27 protein-coding genes are annotated in these 24,049 nt (G+C 71.0%); 11 read left to right on the forward strand and 16 right to left on the reverse strand.

The window, feature by feature from the left end:
* Positions 1 to 17: 17 nt before the first annotated feature.
* From AB5J73_RS22300 to pucD, 4 genes are read left to right on the forward strand one after another with little or no spacing between them, the layout of a single operon-like run.
* Positions 18 to 881: a xanthine dehydrogenase family protein subunit M gene (locus AB5J73_RS22300; protein ID WP_370971870.1), complete on the forward strand. Its 864-nt coding sequence runs from the start codon at positions 18 to 20 to the stop codon at positions 879 to 881.
* Positions 872 to 1,339, forward strand: coding sequence for a (2Fe-2S)-binding protein (locus tag AB5J73_RS22305; RefSeq protein ID WP_370971872.1), 468 nt, complete (start codon positions 872 to 874; stop codon positions 1,337 to 1,339). Before AB5J73_RS22300 ends, AB5J73_RS22305 begins: the two co-directional genes overlap by 10 nt.
* Positions 1,336 to 2,676, forward strand: coding sequence for an 8-oxoguanine deaminase (locus AB5J73_RS22310; protein WP_370971873.1), 1,341 nt, complete (start codon positions 1,336 to 1,338; stop codon positions 2,674 to 2,676). The genes AB5J73_RS22305 and AB5J73_RS22310 overlap by 4 nt, the downstream gene beginning before the upstream one ends.
* Positions 2,673 to 4,928 (forward strand): xanthine dehydrogenase subunit D, encoded by a 2,256-nt coding sequence (pucD, locus tag AB5J73_RS22315; RefSeq protein ID WP_370971875.1) that lies wholly within the window; start codon positions 2,673 to 2,675, stop codon positions 4,926 to 4,928. The genes AB5J73_RS22310 and pucD overlap by 4 nt, the downstream gene beginning before the upstream one ends.
* On the opposite strand, the gene AB5J73_RS22320 is transcribed toward pucD, so the two are convergent.
* The 6 genes from AB5J73_RS22320 to AB5J73_RS22345 all read right to left on the reverse strand — a co-directional run bounded on the left by AB5J73_RS22320 (position 4,921) and on the right by AB5J73_RS22345 (position 9,411).
* Complete coding sequence (locus AB5J73_RS22320) at positions 4,921 to 6,492, reverse strand: ricin-type beta-trefoil lectin domain protein (RefSeq protein WP_370971877.1); 1,572 nt, start codon at positions 6,490 to 6,492, stop codon at positions 4,921 to 4,923. The two genes, pucD and AB5J73_RS22320, sit on opposite strands and share 8 nt — an antisense overlap.
* A gap of 100 nt (positions 6,493 to 6,592) precedes the next feature.
* Positions 6,593 to 7,153, reverse strand: coding sequence for a TetR/AcrR family transcriptional regulator (locus tag AB5J73_RS22325; RefSeq protein WP_370973280.1), 561 nt, complete (start codon positions 7,151 to 7,153; stop codon positions 6,593 to 6,595).
* A 75-nt stretch (positions 7,154 to 7,228) separates the two neighbouring features.
* A complete protein-coding gene (gene pucL / locus AB5J73_RS22330) occupies positions 7,229 to 8,110 on the reverse strand; it encodes a factor-independent urate hydroxylase (RefSeq protein ID WP_370971879.1) in 882 nt (293 codons plus the stop codon).
* A gap of 2 nt (positions 8,111 to 8,112) precedes the next feature.
* Complete coding sequence (gene uraH, locus AB5J73_RS22335) at positions 8,113 to 8,430, reverse strand: hydroxyisourate hydrolase (RefSeq protein ID WP_370971881.1); 318 nt, start codon at positions 8,428 to 8,430, stop codon at positions 8,113 to 8,115.
* Entirely contained in the window at positions 8,427 to 8,879 is a 453-nt protein-coding gene (locus tag AB5J73_RS22340) for a 2-oxo-4-hydroxy-4-carboxy-5-ureidoimidazoline decarboxylase (RefSeq protein ID WP_370971883.1), read from the reverse strand. Before AB5J73_RS22340 ends, uraH begins: the two co-directional genes overlap by 4 nt.
* Before the next feature lie 55 nt (positions 8,880 to 8,934).
* A complete protein-coding gene (locus AB5J73_RS22345) occupies positions 8,935 to 9,411 on the reverse strand; it encodes a helix-turn-helix domain-containing protein (protein ID WP_370971885.1) in 477 nt (158 codons plus the stop codon).
* A gap of 129 nt (positions 9,412 to 9,540) precedes the next feature.
* On the opposite strand from AB5J73_RS22345, the gene allB reads away from it, so the two are divergent.
* Both allB and alc read left to right on the forward strand, forming a co-directional pair.
* Positions 9,541 to 10,869 (forward strand): allantoinase AllB, encoded by a 1,329-nt coding sequence (gene allB / locus AB5J73_RS22350; RefSeq protein ID WP_370971887.1) that lies wholly within the window; start codon positions 9,541 to 9,543, stop codon positions 10,867 to 10,869.
* 1 nt (position 10,870) lies between these two features.
* A complete protein-coding gene (gene alc, locus AB5J73_RS22355; protein WP_370971889.1) occupies positions 10,871 to 11,884 on the forward strand; it encodes an allantoicase in 1,014 nt (337 codons plus the stop codon).
* Here alc and AB5J73_RS22360 read toward each other — a convergent pair.
* The 8 genes from AB5J73_RS22360 to AB5J73_RS22395 are packed head-to-tail and all read right to left on the reverse strand — an operon-like array spanning position 11,881 to position 18,757.
* Complete coding sequence (locus AB5J73_RS22360; protein ID WP_370971891.1) at positions 11,881 to 12,903, reverse strand: restriction endonuclease; 1,023 nt, start codon at positions 12,901 to 12,903, stop codon at positions 11,881 to 11,883. The genes alc and AB5J73_RS22360 overlap by 4 nt on opposite strands.
* Before the next feature lie 9 nt (positions 12,904 to 12,912).
* On the reverse strand, positions 12,913 to 13,089 hold the full coding sequence (locus tag AB5J73_RS22365; RefSeq protein ID WP_169735210.1) for a hypothetical protein: 177 nt from the start codon (positions 13,087 to 13,089) through the stop codon (positions 12,913 to 12,915).
* 23 nt (positions 13,090 to 13,112) lie between these two features.
* Positions 13,113 to 13,862, reverse strand: coding sequence for an MBL fold metallo-hydrolase (locus tag AB5J73_RS22370; RefSeq protein WP_370971893.1), 750 nt, complete (start codon positions 13,860 to 13,862; stop codon positions 13,113 to 13,115).
* Positions 13,863 to 13,905: 43 nt separating this feature from the next.
* On the reverse strand, positions 13,906 to 14,382 hold the full coding sequence (locus tag AB5J73_RS22375; RefSeq protein ID WP_370971895.1) for a CoA-binding protein: 477 nt from the start codon (positions 14,380 to 14,382) through the stop codon (positions 13,906 to 13,908).
* The gene (locus AB5J73_RS22380) at positions 14,379 to 15,665 is read right to left on the reverse strand and encodes an O-acetylhomoserine aminocarboxypropyltransferase/cysteine synthase family protein (RefSeq protein ID WP_370971896.1); all 1,287 of its coding nucleotides are present in this window, start codon (positions 15,663 to 15,665) and stop codon (positions 14,379 to 14,381) included. Before AB5J73_RS22380 ends, AB5J73_RS22375 begins: the two co-directional genes overlap by 4 nt.
* Before the next feature lie 59 nt (positions 15,666 to 15,724).
* Positions 15,725 to 17,101, reverse strand: a complete 1,377-nt coding sequence (locus AB5J73_RS22385; RefSeq protein WP_370971898.1) for a Clp protease N-terminal domain-containing protein — start codon at positions 17,099 to 17,101, stop codon at positions 15,725 to 15,727.
* Positions 17,094 to 18,413: a caspase family protein gene (locus AB5J73_RS22390; protein ID WP_370971900.1), complete on the reverse strand. Its 1,320-nt coding sequence runs from the start codon at positions 18,411 to 18,413 to the stop codon at positions 17,094 to 17,096. The genes AB5J73_RS22385 and AB5J73_RS22390 overlap by 8 nt, the downstream gene beginning before the upstream one ends.
* Positions 18,410 to 18,757 (reverse strand): hypothetical protein, encoded by a 348-nt coding sequence (locus tag AB5J73_RS22395; RefSeq protein WP_370971902.1) that lies wholly within the window; start codon positions 18,755 to 18,757, stop codon positions 18,410 to 18,412. The genes AB5J73_RS22390 and AB5J73_RS22395 overlap by 4 nt, the downstream gene beginning before the upstream one ends.
* Before the next feature lie 127 nt (positions 18,758 to 18,884).
* Here AB5J73_RS22395 and AB5J73_RS22400 point away from each other — a divergent pair, with 127 nt between their 5' ends.
* From AB5J73_RS22400 to AB5J73_RS22410, 3 genes are all read left to right on the forward strand, one after another.
* Entirely contained in the window at positions 18,885 to 19,304 is a 420-nt protein-coding gene (locus AB5J73_RS22400; protein WP_370973282.1) for a VOC family protein, read from the forward strand.
* A gap of 9 nt (positions 19,305 to 19,313) precedes the next feature.
* Positions 19,314 to 19,733: a PPOX class F420-dependent oxidoreductase gene (locus tag AB5J73_RS22405; RefSeq protein ID WP_370971904.1), complete on the forward strand. Its 420-nt coding sequence runs from the start codon at positions 19,314 to 19,316 to the stop codon at positions 19,731 to 19,733.
* A 77-nt stretch (positions 19,734 to 19,810) separates the two neighbouring features.
* Positions 19,811 to 20,668: a sigma-70 family RNA polymerase sigma factor gene (locus AB5J73_RS22410; RefSeq protein WP_370971906.1), complete on the forward strand. Its 858-nt coding sequence runs from the start codon at positions 19,811 to 19,813 to the stop codon at positions 20,666 to 20,668.
* Here AB5J73_RS22410 and AB5J73_RS22415 read toward each other — a convergent pair.
* Both AB5J73_RS22415 and AB5J73_RS22420 read right to left on the reverse strand, forming a co-directional pair.
* Complete coding sequence (locus AB5J73_RS22415; protein ID WP_370971907.1) at positions 20,658 to 21,287, reverse strand: (2Fe-2S)-binding protein; 630 nt, start codon at positions 21,285 to 21,287, stop codon at positions 20,658 to 20,660. The genes AB5J73_RS22410 and AB5J73_RS22415 overlap by 11 nt on opposite strands.
* A gap of 18 nt (positions 21,288 to 21,305) precedes the next feature.
* Entirely contained in the window at positions 21,306 to 22,154 is an 849-nt protein-coding gene (locus AB5J73_RS22420; RefSeq protein ID WP_370971909.1) for a putative RNA methyltransferase, read from the reverse strand.
* Between the two features lie 173 nt (positions 22,155 to 22,327).
* Here AB5J73_RS22420 and AB5J73_RS22425 point away from each other — a divergent pair, with 173 nt between their 5' ends.
* Both AB5J73_RS22425 and AB5J73_RS22430 read left to right on the forward strand, forming a co-directional pair.
* Positions 22,328 to 23,710, forward strand: coding sequence for an ammonium transporter (locus AB5J73_RS22425; RefSeq protein ID WP_370971911.1), 1,383 nt, complete (start codon positions 22,328 to 22,330; stop codon positions 23,708 to 23,710).
* Positions 23,707 to 24,045, forward strand: a complete 339-nt coding sequence (locus AB5J73_RS22430) for a P-II family nitrogen regulator (protein WP_086677886.1) — start codon at positions 23,707 to 23,709, stop codon at positions 24,043 to 24,045. Before AB5J73_RS22425 ends, AB5J73_RS22430 begins: the two co-directional genes overlap by 4 nt.
* The last annotated feature ends 4 nt before the right edge of the window (positions 24,046 to 24,049 follow it).

Genomic DNA, 24,049 nt, shown 5'->3' on the forward strand with positions numbered 1-24,049 from the left:
CGTGAAGGAGCACACCTGTGGACTTCCTGCGTCCCACGACGCTCGCCGAGGCCCTCGCCCTGAAGGCGGAGCGGCCGGACGCCGTGCCGATCGCCGGCGGCACCGACGTCATGGTCGAGCTGAACTTCGACCACCGGCGCCCCGAGGCCCTGCTGGACCTGACGACGGTCCGCGAGCTGACGGAGTGGTCCACATCGGACGGCACCGTCCGGCTCGGCGCCGGCGTCCCGTACTCCCGCGTCATCGCTGAACTGGGTGAATCCGTCCCTGCCCTGGCCATGGCGTCCCGCACGGTCGGCTCGCCCCAGATCCGCAACCGCGGCACGGTCGGCGGCAACCTCGGCGCCGCGTCCCCGGCCGGTGACACCCACCCGGTGCTGCTGGCCCTGGACGCGCGGATCGAGGCGGCCTCCGTCCGGGGGACCCGGATCCTCCGCGCGGAGGAGTTCTACGTCGGCGTGAAACGCCACGCGCTCGACCCCGACGAGCTGATCACCGCCGTCCACCTGCCCGCGGACGCCGGGCCGCAGCAGTTCGCCAAGGTCGGGACGCGCAACGCGATGGTCATCGCGGTCTGCTCGTTCGCGCTGTCCCTGCGCGACGGCGTGGTGGGCGCGGCGATCGGGTCCGCCGCGCCGACGCCGCGGCACGCCCGCGAAGCCGAAGAGTTCCTGGCCGGGGAGCTGCCGTGGGGGTCGTCCGACGCGTTGCCCGACTCCCTGAAGCGCCGCTTCGGCGAGCTGGTGGCCGGAGCGGCGTCACCGATCGACGACGTCCGGGGCAGCGCCGCCTACCGCAAGCACGCGCTTTCGGTGCTCGCGCGGCGTACGTTGACCTGGGCCTGGGAAGACCACCGGACGGGGGAGCGCGCATGCGCCTGAACGTGACGATCAACGGCGAAGACCGGCAGGCGGACGACGTCTGGGAAGGCGAAAGCCTGCTGTACGTGCTGCGCGAGCGGCTCGGCCTCCCGGGGTCGAAGAACGCCTGCGAACAGGGCGAATGCGGGTCCTGCACGGTCTACCTCGACGACGCCCCGGTGTGCGCCTGCCTGGTCGCGGCCGGGCAGGCCGAGGGCCGCGCGGTCCGCACGGTCGAGGGACTGGCCGACGGCGACACCCTCCACCCGATCCAGCAGTCCTTTGTGGACAACGGCGCGGTGCAGTGCGGGTTCTGCACGCCGGGCCTGGTCGTCGCCGCGCACGACCTGCTGGACCGCGTACCGGATCCCTCCGACGAGGAGATCCGCGAGGCGCTCGCCGGCAACCTCTGCCGCTGCACCGGCTACGAGAAGATCCTCGACGCGGTGCGCGCGGTGGCGAAGGGTGGTGTCGCGTGAGAACCCTCATCGCGAACGCGGCGATCGCCACGGTCACCGGCGCGGAGTACGCGTCCGGCCACGTCGTCGTGGAGAACGACCGGATCGCCGAAGTCGGCGAAGGCGTCTACACCGGCGAGTTCGACGAGCGCGTCGACGCCGGGGGCTGCCTGGTCACGCCCGGCCTGGTCAACACCCACCACCACCTCTACCAGTGGGCGACCCGCGGGATGGCCGCCGACCACACGCTCTTCGAGTGGCTGGTCGCGCTCTACCCGGTCTGGGGCCGCCTCGACGACGAGATCACCCACGCCGCCGGCACCGCCGGGATGGCGCGGCTGGCGCTGACCGGCTGCACCACCGTCGCCGACCACCACTACGTCTTCCCGCGCGACGGCGGCGACCAGGTGGCGGCGCTGGCCTCGGCCCGGCAGCGGATCGGCGTCCGGCTGCACGTCGTGCGCGGGTCGATGGACCGCGGCGAGTCCGACGGCGGCCTGCCGCCGGACAACCTGGTCGAGACGACCGAGGCCGCGCTGGCCGGCACCGAGGCGGCGATCGACCGCTTCCACGACGACTCGGCCGGAGCGCACCTGCAGATCGCCGCGGGCCCGTGCTCGCCGTTCTCGGTCACCGAGCGGCTGATGTCCGGCGCGGCCGAGCTGGCCCGCCGCAAGGGCGTCCGCCTGCACACCCACCTCGCGGAGACCGACGACGAAGAGCGCCAGTGCCTCGCCGAGGTCGGCTGCACGCCCGCCGAGTACGCCGACAAGCTCGGCTGGCTCGCCGACGACGTCTGGCTCGCGCACACCATCCACCTCGCGCCCGACGCGATCCGCCGGTTCGGCGCGACCGGCACCGGCTCGGCGCACTGCCCGACGTCCAACGGCCGCATCGGCGCCGGCATCGCCCCGGTCCGCGACCTCCTCGACGCCGGCGTCCCGGTCGGCCTCGGTGTCGACGGGGCCGCGTCCAACGAGTCCGGCGGCCTCGGCGAAGAGCTGCACCAGGCGCTCCTGCAGGCCCGCCAGCGCGGCGGGCCCCGCGGCCTGACCACGCGGGAAGCGCTGTGGATGGGCACGATGGGCGGCGCCCGCTGCCTGGGCCGCGCCGACGACCTCGGGTCGATCGAACCCGGCAAGCTCGCCGACCTGGCCGTCTGGGACCTGACCGGGCTGAACTACGCGGGCATCGCCGACCCGGTCGCGGCCCTGGTGCTCGGTACGACCCCGCCGCTGCGCCGGCTGTTCGTCGGCGGCAAGGCCGTCGTCGAGGACGGCACCCTGCGCGAAGCCGACGAGTCCGCCATCGCCCGCGAGCTGGCGGCCGCGAGCGCCCGGTTGCGGGAGGCCCGATGACCACCACCGTCAGCACGCAGCCGGTCGACGGCGTCGGCACGTCCCCGCAGCGCCCCGACGGCACGGTCAAGGTGCGCGGCGAATTCGCGTACTCCTCGGACCTGTGGCACGAGGACATGGTGTGGGGCGTGACGCTGCGCAGCCCGCACCCGTACGCGCGGATCACCTCGATCGACATCACCGGCGCCCTCACCGTGCCCGGCGTCCGCGCGGTGCTGACGCACGAGGACGTCCCGGGCGTCAACCGGTACGGCCTGGAGCACGCCGACCAGCCGGTGCTCGCGTCCGAAGTCGTGCGCTACCAGGGTGAACCGGTCGCGCTCGTCGCCGCCGACCACCCGGAGACCGCGCGCCGCGCGATGAAGCGGATCGTCGTCTCCTACGAGGAACTGGAGCCCGTCACGGACTCCGAAGCGGCAGTCGCGGGCGAAGGGCCTTCGCTGCACGACGGCGGCAACGTCGTACGGCACGTGAAGATCCGCCGCGGTCCGCAGGACGTCCCGGCCGACGTCGTGGTCTCCGGCGTCTACGAGGTCGGCATGCAGGACCAGGCGTTCCTCGGCCCGGAGTCCGGGCTCGCGGTGCCGGACACCGAAGGCGGCGTCGACCTGTACGTCGCGACGCAGTGGCTGCACGTCGACCAGCAGCAGATCGTCGCCGCGCTGGGCCTGCCGGTGGAGAAGGTGCGGCTGACGCTCGGCGGTGTCGGCGGCGCGTTCGGCGGCCGCGAGGACCTGTCGATGCAGGTGCACGCGTGCCTGCTGGCGCTGCACACCGGCAAGCCGGTGAAGATGGTCTACAACCGCGAAGAGTCCTTCTACGGCCACGTCCACCGCCACCCGGCGAAGATGTACTACGAGCACGGCGCCACCCGCGACGGCCGGCTCGTGTACGTCCGCACGCGGCTGTACCTCGACGGCGGCGCGTACGCGTCCTCGACCGGCGCGGTGGTCGCGAACGCCGCCACCCTCGGCGTCGGACCGTACAAAGTGGACAGTGTGACCGTCGACTGCTGGGGCACCTACACGAACAACCCGCCGTGCGGTGCGATGCGCGGGTTCGGCGCGGTGCAGGCGGCGTTCGGCTACGAGTCCCAGATGGACAAGCTCGCTGACGCCTGCGGTCTCGACCCGGTCGAGATCCGCGTCCGCAACGCGATGAGCGAGGGCGACCTGATGCCGACCGGCCAGGCCGTCGACTCCGCCGCCCCGGTCGCCGAGCTGCTGGGGCTGGTGCGGGACAAGCCGATGCCGCCCGAGCGGCCCTTCGACCTGCGGCACATGCCGGGCGGGGTGTCGAACACGACCCACGGCGAAGGCGTCGTCCGCGGGGTCGGGTACGCCGTCGGGATCAAGAACGTCTGCTTCTCCGAGGGCTTCGACGACTACTCGACCGCGCGCGTGCGCCTGCAGCTGGTCGGCGGCGAGCCGGCGGCGACCGTGCACACCGCGGCCTGCGAGGTCGGCCAGGGCCTGGTGACGATCATGCAGCAGATCGTCCGGACCGAGCTGGGCGTCGAGCAGGTGACGATCCTGCCGATGGACACCTCGATCGGCAACGGCGGTTCGACCTCGGCGTCGCGCCAGACCTACGTCACCGGCGGCGCGGTCCAGGCCGCCTGCGGTGCGGTGCGGGCGAAGCTGCTCTCCCGGTTCGACCGGACGACGCGCATCGTCGGCGGCAAGCTCGTCGCGGCCGACGGCCAGGTGCTCGCCGACCTGGTGGACGTCCTCGGCGACGACGTCTTCGACGAAACCGTGGAGTGGCGGCACCGGCCGACGACCGCGCTCGACCCGGAAACGGGCCAGGGCAGCGCGCACGTGCAGTACGCGTTCGCCGCGCACCGGGCGGTCGTCGACGTCGACACCGAGCTGGGCCTGGTGAAGGTGGTGGCGCTCGACTGCGCCCAGGACGTCGGCAAGGCGCTGAACCCCCAGGCCGTGCTGGGCCAGATCCAGGGCGGCTCGGCGCAGGGCCTCGGGCTCGCGGTGATGGAGGAGATCCAGACCTCCGGCGGGAAGATCCGGAACCCCTCCTTCACCGACTACCTGATCCCGACCGTCCTGGACATGCCGCCGATGAGCATCGACGTCCTGGAACGCCCGGACCCGCACGCGCCGTACGGCCTGCGCGGGGTGGGCGAGCCGCCGACGATCTCCTCGACTCCGGCGATCGTGGCCGCGATCCGGGCCGCGACCGGGCTCGCGCTCCCGCGCGTCCCGGTGCGGCCGGAGCACCTGACCGCTACCTGAGCTGCCAGTTCTGGTTGGCGTCGTCGTTGCAGCCCCACAGTTCGAGCTGCGTGCCGTTGACGTTGCCGGCGGGCTTGTCCCCGCCGGTGACGTCGACGCACAGGCCGGTCTGCGTGCCGGTGATCGAGCCGTCGGCGTTGAGCTTGAACTTCTGGTTCGCGCCGCCGTGGCAGGTCCAGGCGATCAGCTTGGTCCCGGCGGCGGTGCCGCCTTCGCTGGCGTCGAGGCAGAGGCCGCCGGCCTGCAGCTCCCCGGCGCTCGTGAACGTCCAGGTCTGGTTGGCGCCGCCGTCGCAGTCCCAGATGTCGACCTTCGCGCCGGACGTGGCGCCGCCGTTGATGTCGATGCAGCGTGCCGACGACGCGCCCTGCAGCGGACGGGCGGTGCTGCTGCCGCTCGCGTTCGCCTTGACTCGGTGGATCACGGTGCCGTGCGAGGGCACGGCGGCGCTGATCGCGCCGGTGCTCGTGGTCTGCTCCTTCGACCACAGGTTGGTCAGCCGGTAGCTCGGCGCGGCGGGCAGCCCGGCCGCGGCGGCGGTCGTCGAGACGGTCTTCGTGGTGCTGTTCTCGTTGAACAGCACCACGGCCACGTCGCCGTCGGACAGCGGCTTCGCGAGGACGTCCAAGCCGCCGGACGACGAGATCCGCTTGGCCTGCTTGCCGAGGGAGTCCTGGTCGACGGCGATGACGTCGGAGTTGAGGTACGTCGAGAACGTGGCGACGCTGGCCGAGCGCAGGTCGGCGCCCGCGATCAGCGGCGCGGCCATCGCGGCCCAGAGCGTGAAGTGGGCGCGGTCCTCCTGGAAGTCCATGCCGTCGCCGACTTCGAGCATGTCCGGGTCGTTCCAGGCGCCCGGCTTCGCGGCGGACGCGAGCCCGACGTTCTGGCGGTAGATCGAGTCGATGCTGCCCCAGTTGTTGGTGATGTCACCGGTGGTGCGCCACAGGTTGCCGACGTCCGGTGCCCACGTCGACGGGCTGAAGTTGCCCCATTCGCAGATGCTGTAGGCGATCGGGCGGCCGGTGGCCTTGAGCGCGTCGCGCATCGCGGAGTAGCGGCGGACGTAGTCCTGCTGGGTCTCCCCGGCGGGGCTGCCGCAGTTGTCGTACTTGAGGTAGTCGACGCCCCAGCTCGCGAAGCTGTTCGCGTCGGCCTGCTCGTGCCCGAGGCTGCCGGGGTAGTGCTGGCAGGTCTCGGAACCGGCGCTCTCGTAGATCCCGAACTTCATCCCGCGCGCGTGGATGTAGTCGCCGAGTGCCTTGAGGCCACTGGGGAACTTCGCGGGGTCGGCGACGAGGTTGCCCGCGCCGTCGCGGCTGCGCGTCATCCAGCAGTCGTCGAGGTTGACGTAGGTGTAGCCGCGGTCGCGCATCCCGGAGCTGACCATCAGGTCGGTGGTCTGCTTGACCAGCGTCTCGTTGATGTCGCACTCGAAGGTGTTCCAGGTGTTCCAGCCCATCGGCGGCGTGCGCGCGAGGCCGTTTTCGAGGGCGTCGGCGGGTGGGGAGACGAGCCCGAGGGCGGCTACGGCGGTGGCGAGGACGGTGAGGACACGGCGCATGGCAGCTCCAACCGACGGCATTGGGGGAGGAGAAGAGCAGCTTCCGTGTCCCCTGCTGTGCGGTCAAGCGCCATCTTGAGTATTCGTGTTGGATTCCCGACTAAAGTTGTGCGTTCTCGTTGAGGAGTCGACGGGCGACGTCGACGGTCGCGGCCCCGGCGACGGCCATCGCTTCGGTGTCGCGCAGCGCGCGGCAGAGCACGAACGCTCCTTCGAGGTTGTTGACGGCGGTGATCGTCAGCGTCCGGGCCGCTTCACGGCCGATGCCGAACTTCGCGAACTTCTCGGTGCCGGCGTCGATCCACGCGGTGAAGACCTCGGCGGTGGCCTGCCGCAGCGGCTCGTTGGTCGAGGCGACCTCCAGCGCGACGGTCGCGATCGGGCAGCCCTCGACGTAGTCGGTGGCTTCGAGGGTCGCGATCCCGGCGGCGAAGAAGGACTCGACCCCGCTGATCAGGTCCGGCGCCGGCGCGATGAAGAGGTCGAAGAGCTGGATGTAGGCGAGCCCGGAGGTGCGGATGACCTCCCGGCCGAGCTGCTCCTTGCCGCCGGGGAAGAAGTGGTAGAGCGACCCGAAGGGCGCGTTGGCCTCCGAGACGATCTGCTTGAGCCCGGTGCCGGTGTAGCCGTTGCGCCGGAACAGTTCCGCGCCGGCGGCCATGATGCGTTCCTTGGTCCCTGCCACAGCCCCATGATAGAGCGATCTATCCACCGCACTTTCACGTGAAAGTGCGGGCTAGTGGAGGTCCCAGGCCGGGCCGGCGTCCTCGGCGTCGTCGCGCAGGATGGTGCCCTCGATCAGGCCGTAGGGGCGGTCCGCGGCGTAGAACACCTCGTTGTCGTTCTTCAGCCCGAACGGGCTCAGGTCGACCAGGAAGTGGTGCTTGTTCGGCAGCGACAGCCGGACCTCGGCGACCTCTTCGCGGGCCTCCAGCACCGCTGCCCCCATCGCGTACAGCGTCTGCTGCAGGGAAAGGCTGTGCTTCGTCGCGAAGGTCTCCAGCATCAGGCGCCGGATCTCGCGGTGGCTCTCCGCCCAGTCGACGTCCACGCCCTGGTAGCGCCACTTCGCCGTGACGGCGGTCGCGAGGATGCGGTCGTCGGTCTCGGCGAGGGTCGTGTACTCCTCGCGCGGGAAGCCGTGGAACTCCGAACCCGTGGACTTGAGCAGGGTCAGGCCGTCGATGCCGGACACCACCCACGCGCGCTCGCCCTGGATCGTCACGGCGGTCGTGCGCCGTTCGTCGCCCGAGCGGCTGAACGCGTGGTCGTGCGGCGCGCCGCCGACCGTGATCCGGTCCCAGCCGTGCTCGTCGATCTTGACGCGCGCGCCGGTGATGTTCCCCTGCGTGCCGACGAAGTGGCGGGCCAGGCGCAGGCCGAAGTCCTCGATCTCGCCGACCGGCGCCTCCTTCGCGAAGGCGTACACGGTGTTCTTCTGCGTGTCGGTCGCGAGCACGCCCGCGTTGTCGCCGGTCAGGTGCGTCGCGGCCAGCTCGCCGCGCAGCGACGTCGACACGGTGAGGTCCGTCAGGTGGTGCACGGGGCCGTCGCGGCGCACCGTGACCAGGCGGACCTCCGCCTTGCCGTACTGGTTGGGGCCCAGGGTGATGGCCACGGTCAGCTCCCTCGGTAGGTCGAATGGGCGAACGGGCTGAGCAGGAGCGGCACGTGGTGGTGCGCGGTGCCGTCGAGGATCCGGAAGGTCAGCGCGACCTCCGGGAAGAACGCGTCCGGGCCCAGGTAGGCCCCGGTGTCGAAGACCAGGCGGTAGACGCCGGGCTCGAGGGTTTCCGGGCCGAGGTCGCGGATGCGGCCGTCGGCGTCGGTGCGGCCGTCGGCGATCGGCTTCCCCGCGGCGGTCTCGAAGCGGACGGCGATCCCGGGCGCGGGACGGCCCTTCGCCGTGTCGAGGACGTGGGTGGTCACGAGGCTCACGCGGTCACCGCTTTCGCGAGTCGGAGTTCGGCGATCTTGAGGAGTTCCCGCCCGGCCACGGCGAGTTCGGTCGCCGGGTCGTTGCCGAGCCGGTCGCGCAGGATCTTCAGCAGTTCTTCGCCGCTGCGGCCGCTCGCGCAGACCAGGTAGACGTGCCCGAACTTGGCTTCGTACTCGGCGTTCGCGGCGGCGAACGCGTCCGCGTTGTCCACACCGGACTGTTCCGAGCGGGCCCAGCCGTCCGCCGGCTTTTCGCCGATCCGCGGGTGGGCGGTCATGGCCTGCCGGATCTCTTCGCCGCTCAGCGGCAGGTCGGCGGCGGCCTTGAGTGCATCCAGGTCGGCGTACGGCCGGCCGCCGGCGATCGCGTCCACCCAGCGGGGGACGGCGAGGCAGGCCGTCAGCAGCGGGCGGACGTCGTCGGCGGTGTTGAACTCGGTGAGCAGCACGGCCTGACCGTACGTCGACCCCGGAGTTCCGTCAACATTTTGTTGAAAGCGCTGGTCAGTCCGCTTCCCGGTTGAGGTAGTTGTAGACCGTGAACCGCGTGACCCCCAGCGCGTCGGCCACCGACGAGACCGATTTCCGCAGGCCGAAGGCGCCGCGTTCGCGCAGGAGCCGGACCGCGCGCTGCTTGCCGGCGCGGTCGAGTTCGCCGAGCTTGGCACCCAGTTCGCGCTCGACGTCGGCGATCAGCCGGGCCAGCGCGTCGTTCAGCTCGACCGCGGGCGCGCTCCGGTCGTCGTCGGCCCGGCGCAGCTGCAGCGTGACGCGGGTGGCGCCGCCCTCCAGCGCGGCTTTCGCGATCGCCGGGAGCGCGTCGTACAGCTCCTTCGCCTCGCCCCTCGCGAGGGTCCCGAGCGGCCCGAAGTCGGTCTCCAGCCCCGCTTCCGCGGCGGCGTCCCGCGCGGCGAGCGCGTGCTCGGGTGGCGAACCTTCGCCGTGGAACGGTTCGCTGGTGAACTCCGCTTCAAGCCGCACGAAGATGACCGTAACGCGCTACGTCCGTCGTTGACGAGCGGCGCGCGCCGTGGTTACTGTCGTTGTGCGAAACCGTCTTTCCGTTCTGTGGAATCGATGGTGCTCATCCTCCCGGCGAAGGGCTTTCGGATGGATCTTGTGGTGCGCGCCGCCCGGGCCGTGACGGCCGACGGCGAAGTTCCCGTGACGCTCGGCGTCGACGGTGGCCGGATCGTCGCGGTCGAACCCGGCGGCGCTCCGCTGTCCGGCGACCGCGTCCTCGACCTCGGCGACGACGTCGTGCTGCTGCCGGGACTCGTCGACACGCACGTCCACGTCAACGACCCCGGCCGCGCCGAGTGGGAGGGCTTCGAAACGGCGACCCGCGCGGCCGCCGCGGGCGGGGTGACCACGATCGTGGACATGCCGCTGAACAGCCTCCCGCCGACGGTCGACGTCGCCGCGCTGGAGGTCAAGCGCAAGTCGGCGGCCGGCCGGGTGCACGTCGACGTCGGCTTCTGGGGCGGCGCGATCCCGGGCAACACCGGGGACCTGCGCGGGCTGCACGAGGCCGGCGTGTTCGGGTTCAAGTGCTTCCTGCTGCACTCGGGTGTCGACGAGTTCCCGCCGCTCGACCCGGCCGGGCTCGACGAAGCGTTGCGGGAGCTGAGTTCCTTCGACGCGCTGATGATCGTCCACGCCGAGGACGCGCACGAGATCGACTCGGCGCCGGAACCGCACGGCGGTCGCTATGTCGACTTCCTGCACTCGCGGCCGCGGCAAGCGGAGAACCTGGCGATCACGCACGTGATCGACGCGGCCCGCCGGAACTCCGCGCGGGCGCACATCCTGCACCTGTCCTCTTCGGACGCGCTGCCGCTGATCGCCGCGGCTCGGCGTGACGGCGTGGCGCTGACGGCGGAAACCTGCCCGCACTACCTGAGTTTCGTCGCCGAGGAGATCCGCGACGGCGCGACGCAGTTCAAGTGCTGCCCGCCGATCCGCGAGGCGGCCAACCGCGAGCAGCTCTGGCGGGGGCTCGCCGACGGCGTGATCGACACGATCGTCAGCGACCACTCGCCGTGCACGCCGGAGCTCAAACGCTTCGACAGCGGCGACTTCGGCGAGGCCTGGGGCGGGATTTCCAGCCTGCAGCTGGGCTTGCCGGCGATCTGGACGCAGGCGCGCCAGCGCGGGTTCGCGCTCACCGAGGTCGTCCGCTGGATGGCCGAGCGCCCGGCGGCGCAGGCCGGGATGCGCCGCAAGGGCCACCTGGCGGTGGGCTACGACGCCGACTTCTGCGTGTTCGCGCCGGAGGAGGCGTTCGTGGTCGACGTCGCGAAGCTGAAGCACCGCAACCCGGTGAGCGCCTACGACCGCCGCCCGCTGGCCGGCGTCGTGCGCTCGACGTGGTTGCGGGGCACCGAAATCACCGGTGATGCGCCGCACGGCGAGCTGCTGACCCGGGGGAACTGCTGAAATGGAGGCTGTGGTGTCCGACCGTCCTGAGTGGACAGAACTGCCCGACCTCGCGTCCCGGCGCTTCGGCGGGACCGTGATGTGGGCGACCGACGAGCTGTTCGCCGAGAAGGAGAACCTGGTCAACCCGTGGGTCCCGGCGCACCGCGCGGAGACGTTCGGCCCGAAGGGGCAGGTCTACGACGGCTGGGAAACCCGCCGCCACCGCGAACCGGGCGACGACCAGGCGGTGCTGCGCCTCGGCCTGGCGGGCACGGTCACCGGCGTCATCGTCGACACGGCGTTCTTCAAGGGCAACTACCCGCCGTTCGTCTCGGTGGAGGCGACGTCGGTCCAGGGCTACCCCTCGGCGGCGGAGCTGGCCTCGGCCGACTGGGACGTCCTGGTCGACCGCGCCCCGGCCGCGGGCCACACGGAGAACTTCTACGCGGTCAACGGTTCCCGCCGCTACACGCACGTCCGCCTGACGCAGCACCCGGACGGCGGCGTCGCCCGCCTGCGCGTCCACGGCCGGCCGATCCCGGACCCGGACCTCCTGGACCTCGACGCGCTCGACCTGGCGGCGCTGGAGAACGGCGCCGTCGTCACCGGCTGCAGCAACAAGTTCTACTCGTCCCCGAACAACCTGCTGTCCCCGGGTTTGGCGGCGCACCAGGCGGAGGGCTGGGAGACGGCCCGCCGCCGCGACGACGGCAACGACTGGGTGACCCTGCGCCTCGCGGGCGCGGGCATCGTCCGGTTCGCCGAGCTGGACACGAGCAACCTGAAGGGCAACGCCCCGGGCTGGGCGTCGGTGAGCGGCCGCGACACCTACGGCGAGTGGGTCGACCTGCTCCCGAAGACCCGCCTGCAACCGGACACCCGCCACCGCTTCGCCCTGAAGGACGGCCCGGAGGTGACGGAGGCCCGCCTGGACATCTACCCGGACGGCGGCCTCGCCCGGCTGCGCCTCTTCGGACGGCTCACGGAAGCGGGCCGCACGAACCTGAAGGCGCGGTTCGCGAAGACGCGCTAGCTTTGGTTCCTGTCGACGAGGTAGACGGATCGCAGCGGGAGAAGGCGCTTGTAGTCGAGACTGAACTCGTCGTAATGCTCGAAGATCAGCTTGACCAGCTGGCGTCCGTTGATCAACCGGAGATTCTGGCGGTGCCGTTCTTCGTGCTGCGCGTCGGCGGAGTAGCTGCCCAGCGTCACGAACAAGCCGAGTTCGGAACCGCCGCTCGCGAGCGTGCCGGTCAACTGCTGCACCTCGGGGCGGCCGATCGGCGAGGTCGTGCGCTTGCACTGGACCTTGATGATCGGCGGCTCCAGCAGGAGCGGGTCGTGGGAAGCGAGGATGTCGAAGCCGCCGTCGCGTGATGGCCGGGTCACCTCGGTCCGGTACCCCATGGCGCCGAGGAGGTGGGCGACGAAGTGCTCGAATTCGATTCCCTCCAGCTTGGTCATCAGGGTCTCGATGATGAAGTCGCGGGTGTAGGTTTCGATCCGTTCGGGATCGGGCTGATCCGCGGCTTCATCCGCGGCGGCTTCGGGTTCGGCTTCGACCGCGGACGGAGCCGTGGTCAGGGGTGCGCCGTCCAGGAAGTCGAGGAACTCCTGCTTGTGCTGCTTGACCTGGAACACGGTCACGGCCGAGCCGATCTCGTAGCGCGCGCTTTGGGAGAACGTCGTGCGAGGGACATCCTTCCGCAACCAGGTCACCGGTCGCCGGTTGGCGTGGGTCGCGACGCCGTTCTCGAAGTAGTAATCACCCGTGATGCGGCCGATGTTGATCGTGCTGTCCGGCTTGTACGGATAGATCACCAGGTCCCCGGGACGCATTCGGTGCCGGAACGAAAGCAGCGTGCCGGCGGTGACTGGGATGGCGCCCGGCTTGAGGTACGGGCGCTTCCGAGCGACCCGCTCTTTCGCGTCCTCGCGATCGTCTTTGAGGTCCGAGAGATCGCCGAGATCGTCCCAGCCGATCGACACGAATCCGTTCGCGACCAGGTCTAGTTGCGGCTGGTCGTTGTGGACGCCCCAGATCGTCGTCATGGAGTCGCGCTAGCCGTTCGCGCCCGGGCGGTTGAGGTAGGCCGAGGCCAGCGACAGGACGCACGCGCAGCCGACGATCGCGCTGACCCACCACGGCAGGCCCGTCACGACGCTCCAGACGAAGCCCGCCGCCGCCAGGAGGGCGACGAGGAGGTTGCGGAACTGGAGCGGGGTCGGCTTGGCCATGCCGCCAGCCTCTCACGGCCTGCTCAGACGTCCGCGCGCTGGCCGGGTTCGAGGAGCACCAGCCGGTCGGCCAGGCCGGCCGCCTCGAACGCTTTCCGGAGCACGTCCGGGCCCTCGCTGAAGTGCTGCCAGCCGCGGAAGTGCAGCGGGACGACCTTCGCCGCGTCGAGCACCTTCGCGGCTTCGACGGCGTTCTCGCTGGTCAGCGTCAGGGGAGCGCCGTCGAAGAAGACCGTCCGGGCGGCGCCGGCGAACAGCACCGCGATGTCGACGCGGAAGCGCCCGGCGATCTCGCGCACGAGGTCGACCGAAGCGTTGTCGCCGCTGACGTACACGGTAGGGAGGCCGTCGCCGGTCAGGACGAACCCCGTCACGTCGCCGGTGAGCCGCGAAGCGCCTTCAGGGCCGTGCAGCGCCGGGACGGCGGTGACGCTCAGCGGCCCGACGCGCGTCTCTTCCCACGGCGCCAGGCCCTTCGCCGTCCCGCCGAGCCGCTCGGCGCCGGCGGGCGTGATCAGCGTCAGCGGCACAGTGGCGAGGTACGCGCGGCCGCGGTCGTCGAGGTTGTCGGGGTGCTGGTCGTGGGACAGCAGCACCGCGTCCACCACGCCGACCGCGTCTTCGGTCAGCACCGATTCCTCGGTCTTGACCAGCACGCGCTCGCCGACGGGGTGGTCGCCGGGCGCGTCGAAGGTCGGGTCGGTGAGCAGCCGGACGCCGCCCAGCTCCAGCAGGGCGGTCGGGCCGCCGGAAAGCGTGATCCCCAAGGTCATACCCGGGCCAACAGCGGGAACGGCCGTTCTCTTCCCGGGGCGCCTAGGGGGCCGACTGCCGCCGCGAGCTGATCACGCCGGTGTTGAACCCGGCCAGGTGCAGCCCGCCGGCGAAGCGCGCGTGCTCGATCTTCACGCACCGGTTCATCACGACGTCGAGCCCGGCCTCCCGTGCCCGGTCGGCCGCCGGTTCGTGCCACAACCCGAGTTGCAGCCACAGCGTCCGCGCGCCGGCGCCGACGACCTCCTCGGCCACCTGCGGCAGGTCGTCGTGCTTGCGGAAGACGCTGATCAGGTCGAGTTCGCCGGGGACGTCCCCGAGCGAGGGGTACACCGGCTTCCCGAACAGCGTGTCCAGCCGCGGGTTGACGAAGTTGACCTCGTACCGCGTCGAGGCGAGCAGGTAGGTCGCCACGAAGTAGCTGGGCCGCGCCGGGTTCGCGGACGCGCCGACCAGCGTCACCGACTTCGTCCGGTTGAGGATCGCGCGCCGCTCGACGGCCCCGACGTCGTAGGTCATCCGGCCACCGCCTTGCCGAGCGCCTGGTCGAGGTCCCAGAGGATGTCGTCGGCGTCCTCCAGCCCGATGGACAGCCGGATCAGGTCCGGCCCGACCCCCGCGGCCGCGAGCTGCTCTTCCGACAGCTGCGCGTGCGTCGTGGACGCGGGGTGGATGACGAGGGACCGCGCGTCCCCGACGTTCGCCAGGTGCGACAGGAGCTCGACCGACTCGACGAACTTCTCGCCCGCCGCCCGGCCGCCGTCGATGCCGAAGGAGAACACCGCGCCCGGCCCGGCGGGCAGGTACTTCTTCGCCAGCTCGTGGTGCGGGTGCGACGGCAGCCCGGCGTAGGACACCCACGCCACGCGCGGGTCGGCTTCGAGGTGCTCGGCGATCGCGACGGCGTTGGCGACGTGCGCGTCCATCCGCTGCGGGAGCGTCTCGATCCCTTGCAGCAGCAGGAAAGCCGAGTGCGGCGAGAGCACCGCGCCGATGTCCCGCAGCTGCTCGGCGCGCAGCCGGGTGCAGAACGCGTACTCGCCGAAGTTCTCCCAGTACTTCAGGCCGCCGTAGCTGTCGACGGTCTCGGTCATCCGCGGGAACTTCCCGTTGCCCCAGTCGAACTTCCCGGACTCGACGACGATCCCGCCGAGCGTCGTCCCGTGCCCGCCGAGGAACTTCGTCGCCGAGTGCAGCACGATGTCGGCACCGTGCTCGATCGGGCGGCAGAGGTACGGCGTCGCCAGCGTCGCGTCGACGACCAGCGGGACGTCGTGGGCGTGCGCGAGGTCGGCCAGCGCCGCGAGGTCGGCGATGCCGCCGCCGGGGTTGCCGATGACCTCGGTGTAGAGCAGCCGCGTCCGGTCGGTGATGGCGGCGGCGTAGTCGTCGATCCCGCCGCTGACGAACGTCGTCTCGACCCCGAAGCGCCGGAGCGTCCCGGTGAGCTGCGTGACGGTCCCGCCGTAGAGCCCGCTCGCGGACACGATGTGGTCCCCGGCCTCGGTGAGCGCGCTGAAGGTGAGGAACTCGGCGGCCTGCCCGCTCGCGGTGGCAACCCCGCCGATGGCCCCTTCGAGACTGGCGACCCGCTCCTCGAACGCGGCCACGGTCGGGTTCCCGATCCGGCTGTAGACGTTCCCGTACTTCTGCAGCGCGAAGAGACTGGCGGCATCGGCCGCGTCCTCGAAGACGAAACTGGTGGTCTGGTAGATCGGCACGGCCCGCGCGCCGGTGGCCGGATCGGGGGTGCCACCCGCGTGCAGGGCGCGGGTGCGGAAGCCCCAGGTGCGTTCGCTCATCAAGGCTCACGGTACCCAGGGGTTCGTGGCGTCGCTATCCGTCCCAGCCGCTGGGTGGTTCAGCCGATGCGCCAGATCTCGGTGTCGACACCGCCGTAGACCTGCAGGAACGCCTCCGGCGCCGGGCGGGTCAGGTGCCCGCGGTACGCCGGCTCGAGCATGCCGAGCAGCTGCGCTTCGACCTTCCACTCGTCACGCAGGTCTTGCATGGTGCGGGTGAGCTCGGCCCCGCTCAGGTTCGATGATCCCGCCGTGCGGGCGCAGGCTTCGTCGATGAGGTCGATCGCGCTGCTCGGCAGCCGATGCTGCCGGTCGTACCGCGAGGCCAGCTCCACCGCCATGGTGAGTACTTCATCTTCGATCGCGAGGCGGTGGTGGTCAGTCAGCCGGCCGCGCATGACCTGCAGGACTTCGACCGCCGTTTCCAGGGACATCTCCACCACCTGGATGGGCTGGAAGAGCTGCGCCAGTGCGGGACTCTCGGCGTTGACCAGGCGGTAGCTTTCGGGCGTCGCGGTGCACCCGACGAGGATGTCGCCGTGCAGCACCGCCGTGCTCAGGATTTCGGCGTGCTTGCCGTTCAGGAGGTCCGAGATGTCGTCGAGCACCAGGATGACGTCGTCGCGGGCCTGGATTTCGGCCAGTGCTCGGCGTAGCTGATCTCCGCTGCCGCGGTTGTTGCGGTCGAGGGCGTGGATCTCTTTGTCCTTGAGCCGCTCCGGGACCTCACCGGCGGCGATCCGCTGAGCGAGGCCGTCGAAGACCGCCGCCTTGCCGACCCCGTGTTCGCCGACGAGGACCGGGTTGTGCCGGGTCCGGCGGGAGAGGACCTGGACGAGCCGATCGATCTCCTTCGCCCGGCCGACGGTGGGGTCCAATCCGCCGGCTTGGGCGAGCTGGGTGAGATTGCGCGCTCGTTGTTCCCACGGCGAAGGCCGGCTCCGCGCGGCGACTTCTTGCTCGGCCGCTTTCTGCTCGGCCTCGGCCGCCAGTTTTCTTTCGTGGTCGGCGAGCGCGTCCAAAACGCCGCGCCGTAGCTGCTCGAGAGTCACGTCCAGCGTGCCCAGCACCTTCGCCGCGACGCCTTGTCCTTCGCGGATCAGCGCGAGCAGGATGTGTTCTGTCCCGATGTAGTTGTGGCCGAGCTGCAGGGCTTCCCGGAGTGCGAGCTCCAGGACTTTCCTCGCCCGTGGTGTAAACGGGATGTGCCCGTCGTGGCGCGTGTCACCCAGCCCGATGATCGCTTCCACCTGAGCGCGGATCAGGTCGTAGCCGGCACCGTTGGAGATCAGTACGCGGGCAGCTGGTCCTTCGCCTTCGTGGGCTAGGCCGATCAGGAGGTGCTCGGTCCCGATGTGGTCGTGGTTCAGGCTCTTGGCCGCTTCTTGGGACAGGACCACGACACGTCGCGCTCGATCGGTGAAGCGCTCAAACATGGTCGGAGGCCTCCGGGGAGAGCAGCATCAGGTCGCGCCTGACCCGGCCCGTCTGCGGTGCGTCTTCGCCCAGGTGGATCTTCTGCATCGTCAGCAGCTCCTTCATGAGAGCGGCGCTCTCCTCGGTCAGGCCGGTCAGGGCGAGATTGACGGCGAGGACGTGCTGGGCCCGCCAGCAGGCTGGGTCGAGGTGCCCCGAGATGCGGCGGAGGTCGGGCAAAAGTGCCCGGAGCAGTGTGATCGCTTCTTCCCGAAGCCCGGACTCACCCAGGTTCACCGCGAGCAGATGCCGTGACCGCAACGTGTCGGTGTGCTCGCTGCCGAGTTCGGCGGACTGCCGGGTGAGCAGGTTCCGCAGCTGTTCGACCGCTTCCGAGGGGTCACCGGCCTCCCCGATCGCGTGGGCGACGAGCTGCTCGCTACGCCACACCTTCGGGTTCCGATCACCGAGAAGCGCCTGTTGACGGGCAAGAACCTTCTGCAAGTCCGGCAGCTGCTTCGCCCAGCTCTCCGCACGCCCGCGGCGGACGATCTCCTTGATCCGGGCGTCGAGGTCCGCTTCGCTCTCGGCCGAAATGGCGTGGTTGCGCGCGATCCGGAACCGGCCGGAGTTCTGGCTCCCCCGCTTCTGCGGCCGCGGAAGCCCGGCCGCTGTCATCGTGGTCGACAGGTACTGGAAGACGTCGTCGACCGTCAGATATTCGCCTGCGTCGGGAATCCCGTTCTTCAGCACCCTCAGCAGCCGGCCGGTGAACGCGGTGTGCGGCTCGCCGTCGAGCACCAGCGCGACCTGGTCGCGATGCGCGGACGTCATCAGGTAAGTGCCGTCGATGTCCAGCTGACCCACGACCGCGCCGACCGGATCCGCGAGCGTCTCGCCCATCGCCCGGCCCGAGTAGCAGGAATCCAGGATGACGACCTTCGTCCGCGCCGGGCTGTCCAGGATCTGGTCTCGCAAGGCGTCGTACGACAAGGACCCGAACGTGGGGTGCTCGAGGTCGCTGTCGGGCAGGCCCAGGTACAGCTCGTGCCGGCGGCCGATGATGCCATGCCCGACGAAGTAGACGACCAGCAGGCCCGTCGCACCCGCCATCGCCTCGCGGATCCGCCGCCCCAGCTGGGCGATATCCGGTTCGTCGAGCAGGACCGTGCAGTGCTCGGACCCGACGAGCCCGTGGTCCGGGTCGGTGAAAACGTCCCGCAAGTCGTTCAGGCACTGCTCGACGACGGGAATGGGAGGCAAGCGCTCGTCGGTGTACTCGGAAGTGCCGAGGAGAACGACGCGCGATTCCTCCGGAACCGCGAGCGTCATGCCGATTCGCCCTCCCGGAACACGCGGTCGAGGATCGTTTCGATGTCGTCCGAGCCGACCCGCTCGGCGTCGATCTCCGCGACGCGGTCACCACGGCTCACCCGGAGGACTACGTGCTTGCCCCGTGGCCGCTGAACCCAGGCCTTCAACGCGGAAGCGAGCACGGTCAGGGCGCCGCTGCTGCCGACCGAGATGACGACCGCGTCCACGAGCGTCCCGAGCTCTCCCGGCTTCGGCGCCGCGTAGCGCTTTTTCACCGCCGGCCTCAGCTCGGGGTCCCCGCGCAACCAATCGAGCAAAGACTCCTGCAGCGCTGGATCGTTCACGGAAACGGCGATGTCCATGCGAATGCTCGCCCACCCTCTCGGCCGGTGCAACGTGCCGGGGATGTCGCCGGGTCGTTCAATCTTGTTACGCGCGGTGCCGAGGCGCGAGCGAGGCTACCCTTCCCCCGTGACGGTGCGCTGGAGCCTGACGATCGACTGCGCGGAACCCCGCGAGCTGGCGAAGTTCTGGGCGGTGGCCCTCGGCTACATCGAGCGCCCGCCCCCACCGGGGTTCGCGAGCTGGGAAGCGTGGTTCGAGCAGCAGGGCGTACCCGAGCCGGAATGGGACGACGGCGCGTACCTCAGCGACCCCGAGGGCGTCCTGCCGAGCATGAGCTTCCTCAAGGTCCCCGAGGGCAAGATCGCGAAGAACCGCCTCCACCTGGACGTCCAGGCCGGCGGCGGCCGCGAGGTGCCCTGGGAGACGCGCTGGGAACGGGTCGTCGAAGCGATCGCCCGCCTCACCGCGGCGGGCGCGACGGTGCTGCAGGAGCACACCCTGGACGGCCGCCCCGACCACTTCGTGCTGGCGGACCCCGAAGGCAACGAGTTCTGCGTGCTCTGAGGAGCTGACATGGCGTTCACCGCCGAAGAGATCACCTACCTGCGTTCCCAGCCGCTCGCCCGCGTCGCCACGCTCGGCGCGGGGGAGCAGCCGGACCTCGTCCCGCTCGCCTTCGAGTTCGACGGCGAGTTCTTCTGGGTCGGCGGCGTCGGCGCGGCCGTGCTGGCGACCCGCAAGTTCCGCAACGTCGCCGCCGGCCGCCGGAAGGTGGCCCTGCTGGTGGACGACCTGGTGTCGCTGCAGCCGTTCGTCGCCCGTGCCATCCGCGTGTACGGCGAAGCGGACGAACCCGTCGAGCGCACCGGGCTGGTCGGGCCGGGTCACTACACGCGCATCACCCCGCGCGTCTCGTGGAGCTGGAACATGGCCGGCGAGCCCGCGGGCGAGACCTGGTACGAGCCGAGGCGGGCCGTCCACCGCCGGGGATGACCCAGATCACGCCCATTCCGGTCACATCGCCCGCCGCCGCGGGGTCTACTCCTATGACCCCGGGCGAGAGGAACAGAGTGGACGCGCTGACCGAGCGGTTCGAGCAGGAGCGGCCGCGGTTGCGCGCGGTCGCCTACCGGATGCTGGGTTCGGCCGCCGAAGCCGACGACGCCCTCCAGGAAGCCTGGCTGCGGTTCCACCGCACCGGCGCCGCCGAGATCGACAACGTCCCCGCGTGGCTGACCACCGTGGTCGCGCGCGTGTGCCTCTCGGCGCTGCGGGCGCGCCGCACCCACCCCGAGGAGACCCTCGACGGGCAGCCCGAGCCCGACGACGAGCGCCGCGATCCCGCGCAGGAGGCCGAGCTGGCCGACGAGGTCGGGCTGGCGCTGCTGGTCGTGCTCGACGCGCTGGCCCCGGCCGAGCGGGTCGCGTTCGTGCTGCACGACATGTTCGCGGTGCCGTTCGACGAGATCGCGCCGATGCTCGGCAAGACGCCGGCCGCGACCCGGCAGCTCGCGAGCCGCGCCCGCCGCCGCGTCAAGGGCGGGTCGGTGGCGGACGCGGACGTGCCCCGGCGGCGCAAGGTCGTCGAAGCGTTCCTGGCGGCCTCCCGCGGCGGCGACTTCGAGGCGCTGCTCGCCCTCCTCGCCCCGGACGTCGTCCTGCACGCGGACCCGTTCGTCGGCCCGAGCCCGGCGCCGATCGTGCTGCGCGGTGTCGAGAGCGTCCGCCGCGGCGCGATCCTGGCGTCCGAACGCGCCCGCGCGAGCGAACTGGCCCTCGTCGACGGCGCGCCCGGCCTGCTCATGGTCCGCGAGGGACGGCTCGCGGTCGTCCTCGCGTTCCGCGTCGAGGACGACCGGATCGCGGGCATCGAGGTCATCGCCGACCCCGACCGGCTGGCGAAGCTCGAGCTGGCCGTCATCGACTGAGCGCGGCGCGAAGCCGGGCGTCGCGCTCGGCGGGCGTCTGACGCGGGCAGCTCACGCACTTGGGGTTGCCCACCTCGTAGATCAGGCAGCACGACGCCCGCCGCACGGCCGGGGTGCGCCCGACGTGCACGAACCGCGGCTTCGGCAGGCCGAGGCCGATCGCGGCCACCAGCGGCTCGGCCAGGGCGAGCGCCCGCGAGGGATCGGGCGTCCAGAGCAGCCGGTTGCCGATCGAGTCGGTCGCGATGGCGCCCAGCGCCCGCTCCCGGGCCCCGCTGACGGCGGCGATGGTGCCGATCGCGGTGCCGAGGGCGACCTTGAGCGCCGCCCCCAGCTCGGGCAGCCCGCCGTCGAGCGCGCGGGTGGACCGGGCGCCGAGGAACCGGCCGTCGGCGACGAGGTCCAGCTCCACGGCGTCCAGGGACGGATCGACGAGGCGACCGGCGACCAGGCCCTCGACCGCCGGCGCCACCAGCACCGACGAGAGCGAGTACCACCAGATCGTGCCCAGCACCTCCGGCCGCGCGCACCCGTACAGCTTCGCGGCGCCGCCGATGCGGGCCCGGACCCACTCCGCGTCCGCGAGCCGGGTCGCGGGGGCGGTCCAGTCGGGCTTCACCCCTTCACCCTTCCAGACTCACAGCCGCCGGTACGTCGAGACCGTGAACGACACCGTCACCACCTGCGGCTCGCTCAGCGCCGCCAGCCGCGCCCGACGGTCGCCCCGGTCCAGGTGGAACGCCGCCGGCCCCATCCCGACCACCTGGCGCACCTGCTCCGGGGACAGCTCGATCTCCTGGCGGACCGCCGTGCGGCCCGTCCGGGCGAAGTACTCGCCGAGGGCGCCGTCCAGGCGTTCGTCCTTGCGCTCGTCCACGGCCAGCACCAGGTCGCCCAGCTCGCGCAGGTGGTCCGGGGCCGGGGCCGCCACGACCAGCAGGCCGCCGGGGCGCAGGACGCGGTGGAACTCCGGCCCGTTGCGCGGCGCGAAGACGTTCAGCACGACCGACGCCACCTCGTCGCCGACCGGCCACGGCTCCCACAGGTTCCACACCGCCGCGCCCAGCCGCGCGTGGGCGCGGGCAGCGCGCTTCAAGGCCACCGCCGAGACGTCCAGCGCGAGGCCGGACGCGCCGGACGCGTCCAGCACCCGCGCCAGGTAGTAGCCGGTGCCCGCGCCCGCGTCGATGACGAGGTCGCCGGCCTCGGCGCACACCCGCGCCAGCTCGTCGGCGAGTCCGCGGTAGGCACCCGACGCGAGGAAGTCCGCGCGCGCCGCGACCATCTCCGCGGTGTCCGCCGTCCCCGCTGGGATTCGCGCGTGCAACAAGTTCACGTAACCCTGTCGCGCTAGATCGAAAGAGTGGCGGTTCCCGCAACGCAGTGTGCGATCGGCTAGCCCGATCGGGTCACCGCACACCGAACACCGCAATGCCTCCACCACCTGGGGTGGCAGTGGGTCATTCCCGTGGCCGCTCGCGCTCATGGGGCTATTCGACCACGGCGTAAAGCAACCGGACACTTCAGCACAGGTCTCCGGAAACCTGCCCGTAACAACCCGGCGCGGACAGTTCACGCGGGTGAAACCTCACGCGCCGCCCCGTGAAACACCGCGCGCCAAAACTGCCAACGCACGAACCCAGGGCACGGGAGGACGATGTGCTGAACGCAGGAGACACCGCATGGGTACTGGCCAGCGCCGCGCTGGTCATGCTCATGACCCCAGGACTGGCGTTCTTCTATGGCGGCATGGTCCGCGCGAAGAGCGTCTTGAACATGCTGATGATGAACTTCATCGCGCTGGCCGTCGTGGGGGTGCTGTGGGCCCTGTACGGCTTCTCGATGTCCTTCGGCGACGACGCATTCGGCGGCTTGCTCGGTAACTTCCACTTCGCCGGCCTCGAGAACACCTTCGGCAAGCTCGCCGGGTTCGCGACGGCCGCCACCGACACCAGCCCCGCCGTCGCGTGGCCCGGCTCCGACGGCCTGCCGGTCCTCGCGTTCGTCATGTTCCAGCTGATGTTCGCGATCATCACCCCCGCGCTGATCTCCGGCGCCATCGCCGACCGCGCGAAGTTCTGGGGCTGGACGCTGTTCGTCGTCGTCTGGGTGACGATCGTGTACTTCCCGGTCGCGCACTGGGTGTTCTCGTTCAACGGCTTCGTCGGCGAGAACGCCGTCGGCGGCTGGATCGCCAACAACCTCAAGGCACTCGACTTCGCCGGTGGTACCGCCGTCCACATCAACGCCGGCGCCGCGGGTCTCGCCCTCGCCATCGTGCTCGGCAAGCGCAAGGGCTGGCCGAAGGACACCGGCCGCCCGCACAACGTGCCGTTCGTGCTGCTCGGCGCGAGCCTGCTGTGGTTCGGCTGGTACGGCTTCAACGCCGGTTCGGCGCTGGCCGCCAACGACCTCGCCGCCGTCGCGTTCACCAACACCACCGTCGCCACCGCCGCCGCCGTGCTCGGCTGGCTGGTCGTGGAGCAGCTGAAGTTCGGCAAGCCGACCACCCTCGGCGCGGCTTCGGGCGCGGTCGCCGGCCTGGTCGCGATCACCCCGGCGTGCGGTTTCGTGAGCCCGATCGGGGCCATCGCGATCGGCCTCATCGCGGGTGTGCTCTGCGCGCTCGCCATCTCGCTCAAGTTCAAGCTCGGCTTCGACGACTCGCTCGACGTCGTGGGCGTCCACCTGGTCGGCGGCATCGTCGGCACGCTGCTGATCGGCTTCTTCGGCACCACCAGCGTGAACTCGCTGGGCGCGGACGGGCTCTTCTACGGCGGCGGGTTCACCCAGCTGGGCCGCCAGGCGCTGGCCGCCGGCGCGGTGCTCGCGTACTCCTTCGTGCTGTCCTTCATCATCGGCTTCGTGATCAAGAAGGCCGGCGGCTTCCGCGTCAGCACCGAGGACGAGGTCAGCGGCATCGACGAGGCGCAGCACGCGGAGAGCGCGTACGACTTCACCGGGTTGTCCGGCGGTGGCGCTCCGTCCATCCTTCCGGTCAAGACGGCCCCGGCTGCGAAACTCGAGGAGAGCAAGGCATGAAGCTCATCACGGCGATTGTGAAGCCGTTCACGCTGGACGACGTGCGTTCCGCGCTGGAGCAGCTGGGCGTTCTGGGCATGACGGTCAGCGAGGTCCAGGGTTACGGCCGCCAGAAGGGCCACACCGAGGTCTACCGCGGTGCGGAGTACTCGGTCGACTTCGTGGCCAAGCTGAAGATCGAGGTCGTCACCGACGACACCAACGTGGAGAAGGTCCTCGAGGCCATCACCACGGCCGCGCACACCGGCAAGATCGGTGACGGCAAGGTGTGGGTGACCCCGGTCGAGACGGTCATCCGGGTACGCACCGGCGAGCGCGGCACGGACGCCCTATAAGGCG

It is taken from the genome of Amycolatopsis sp. cg9 (assembly GCF_041346945.1).
In the GTDB taxonomy this organism is placed as follows: Bacteria; Actinomycetota; Actinomycetes; order Mycobacteriales; family Pseudonocardiaceae; genus Amycolatopsis.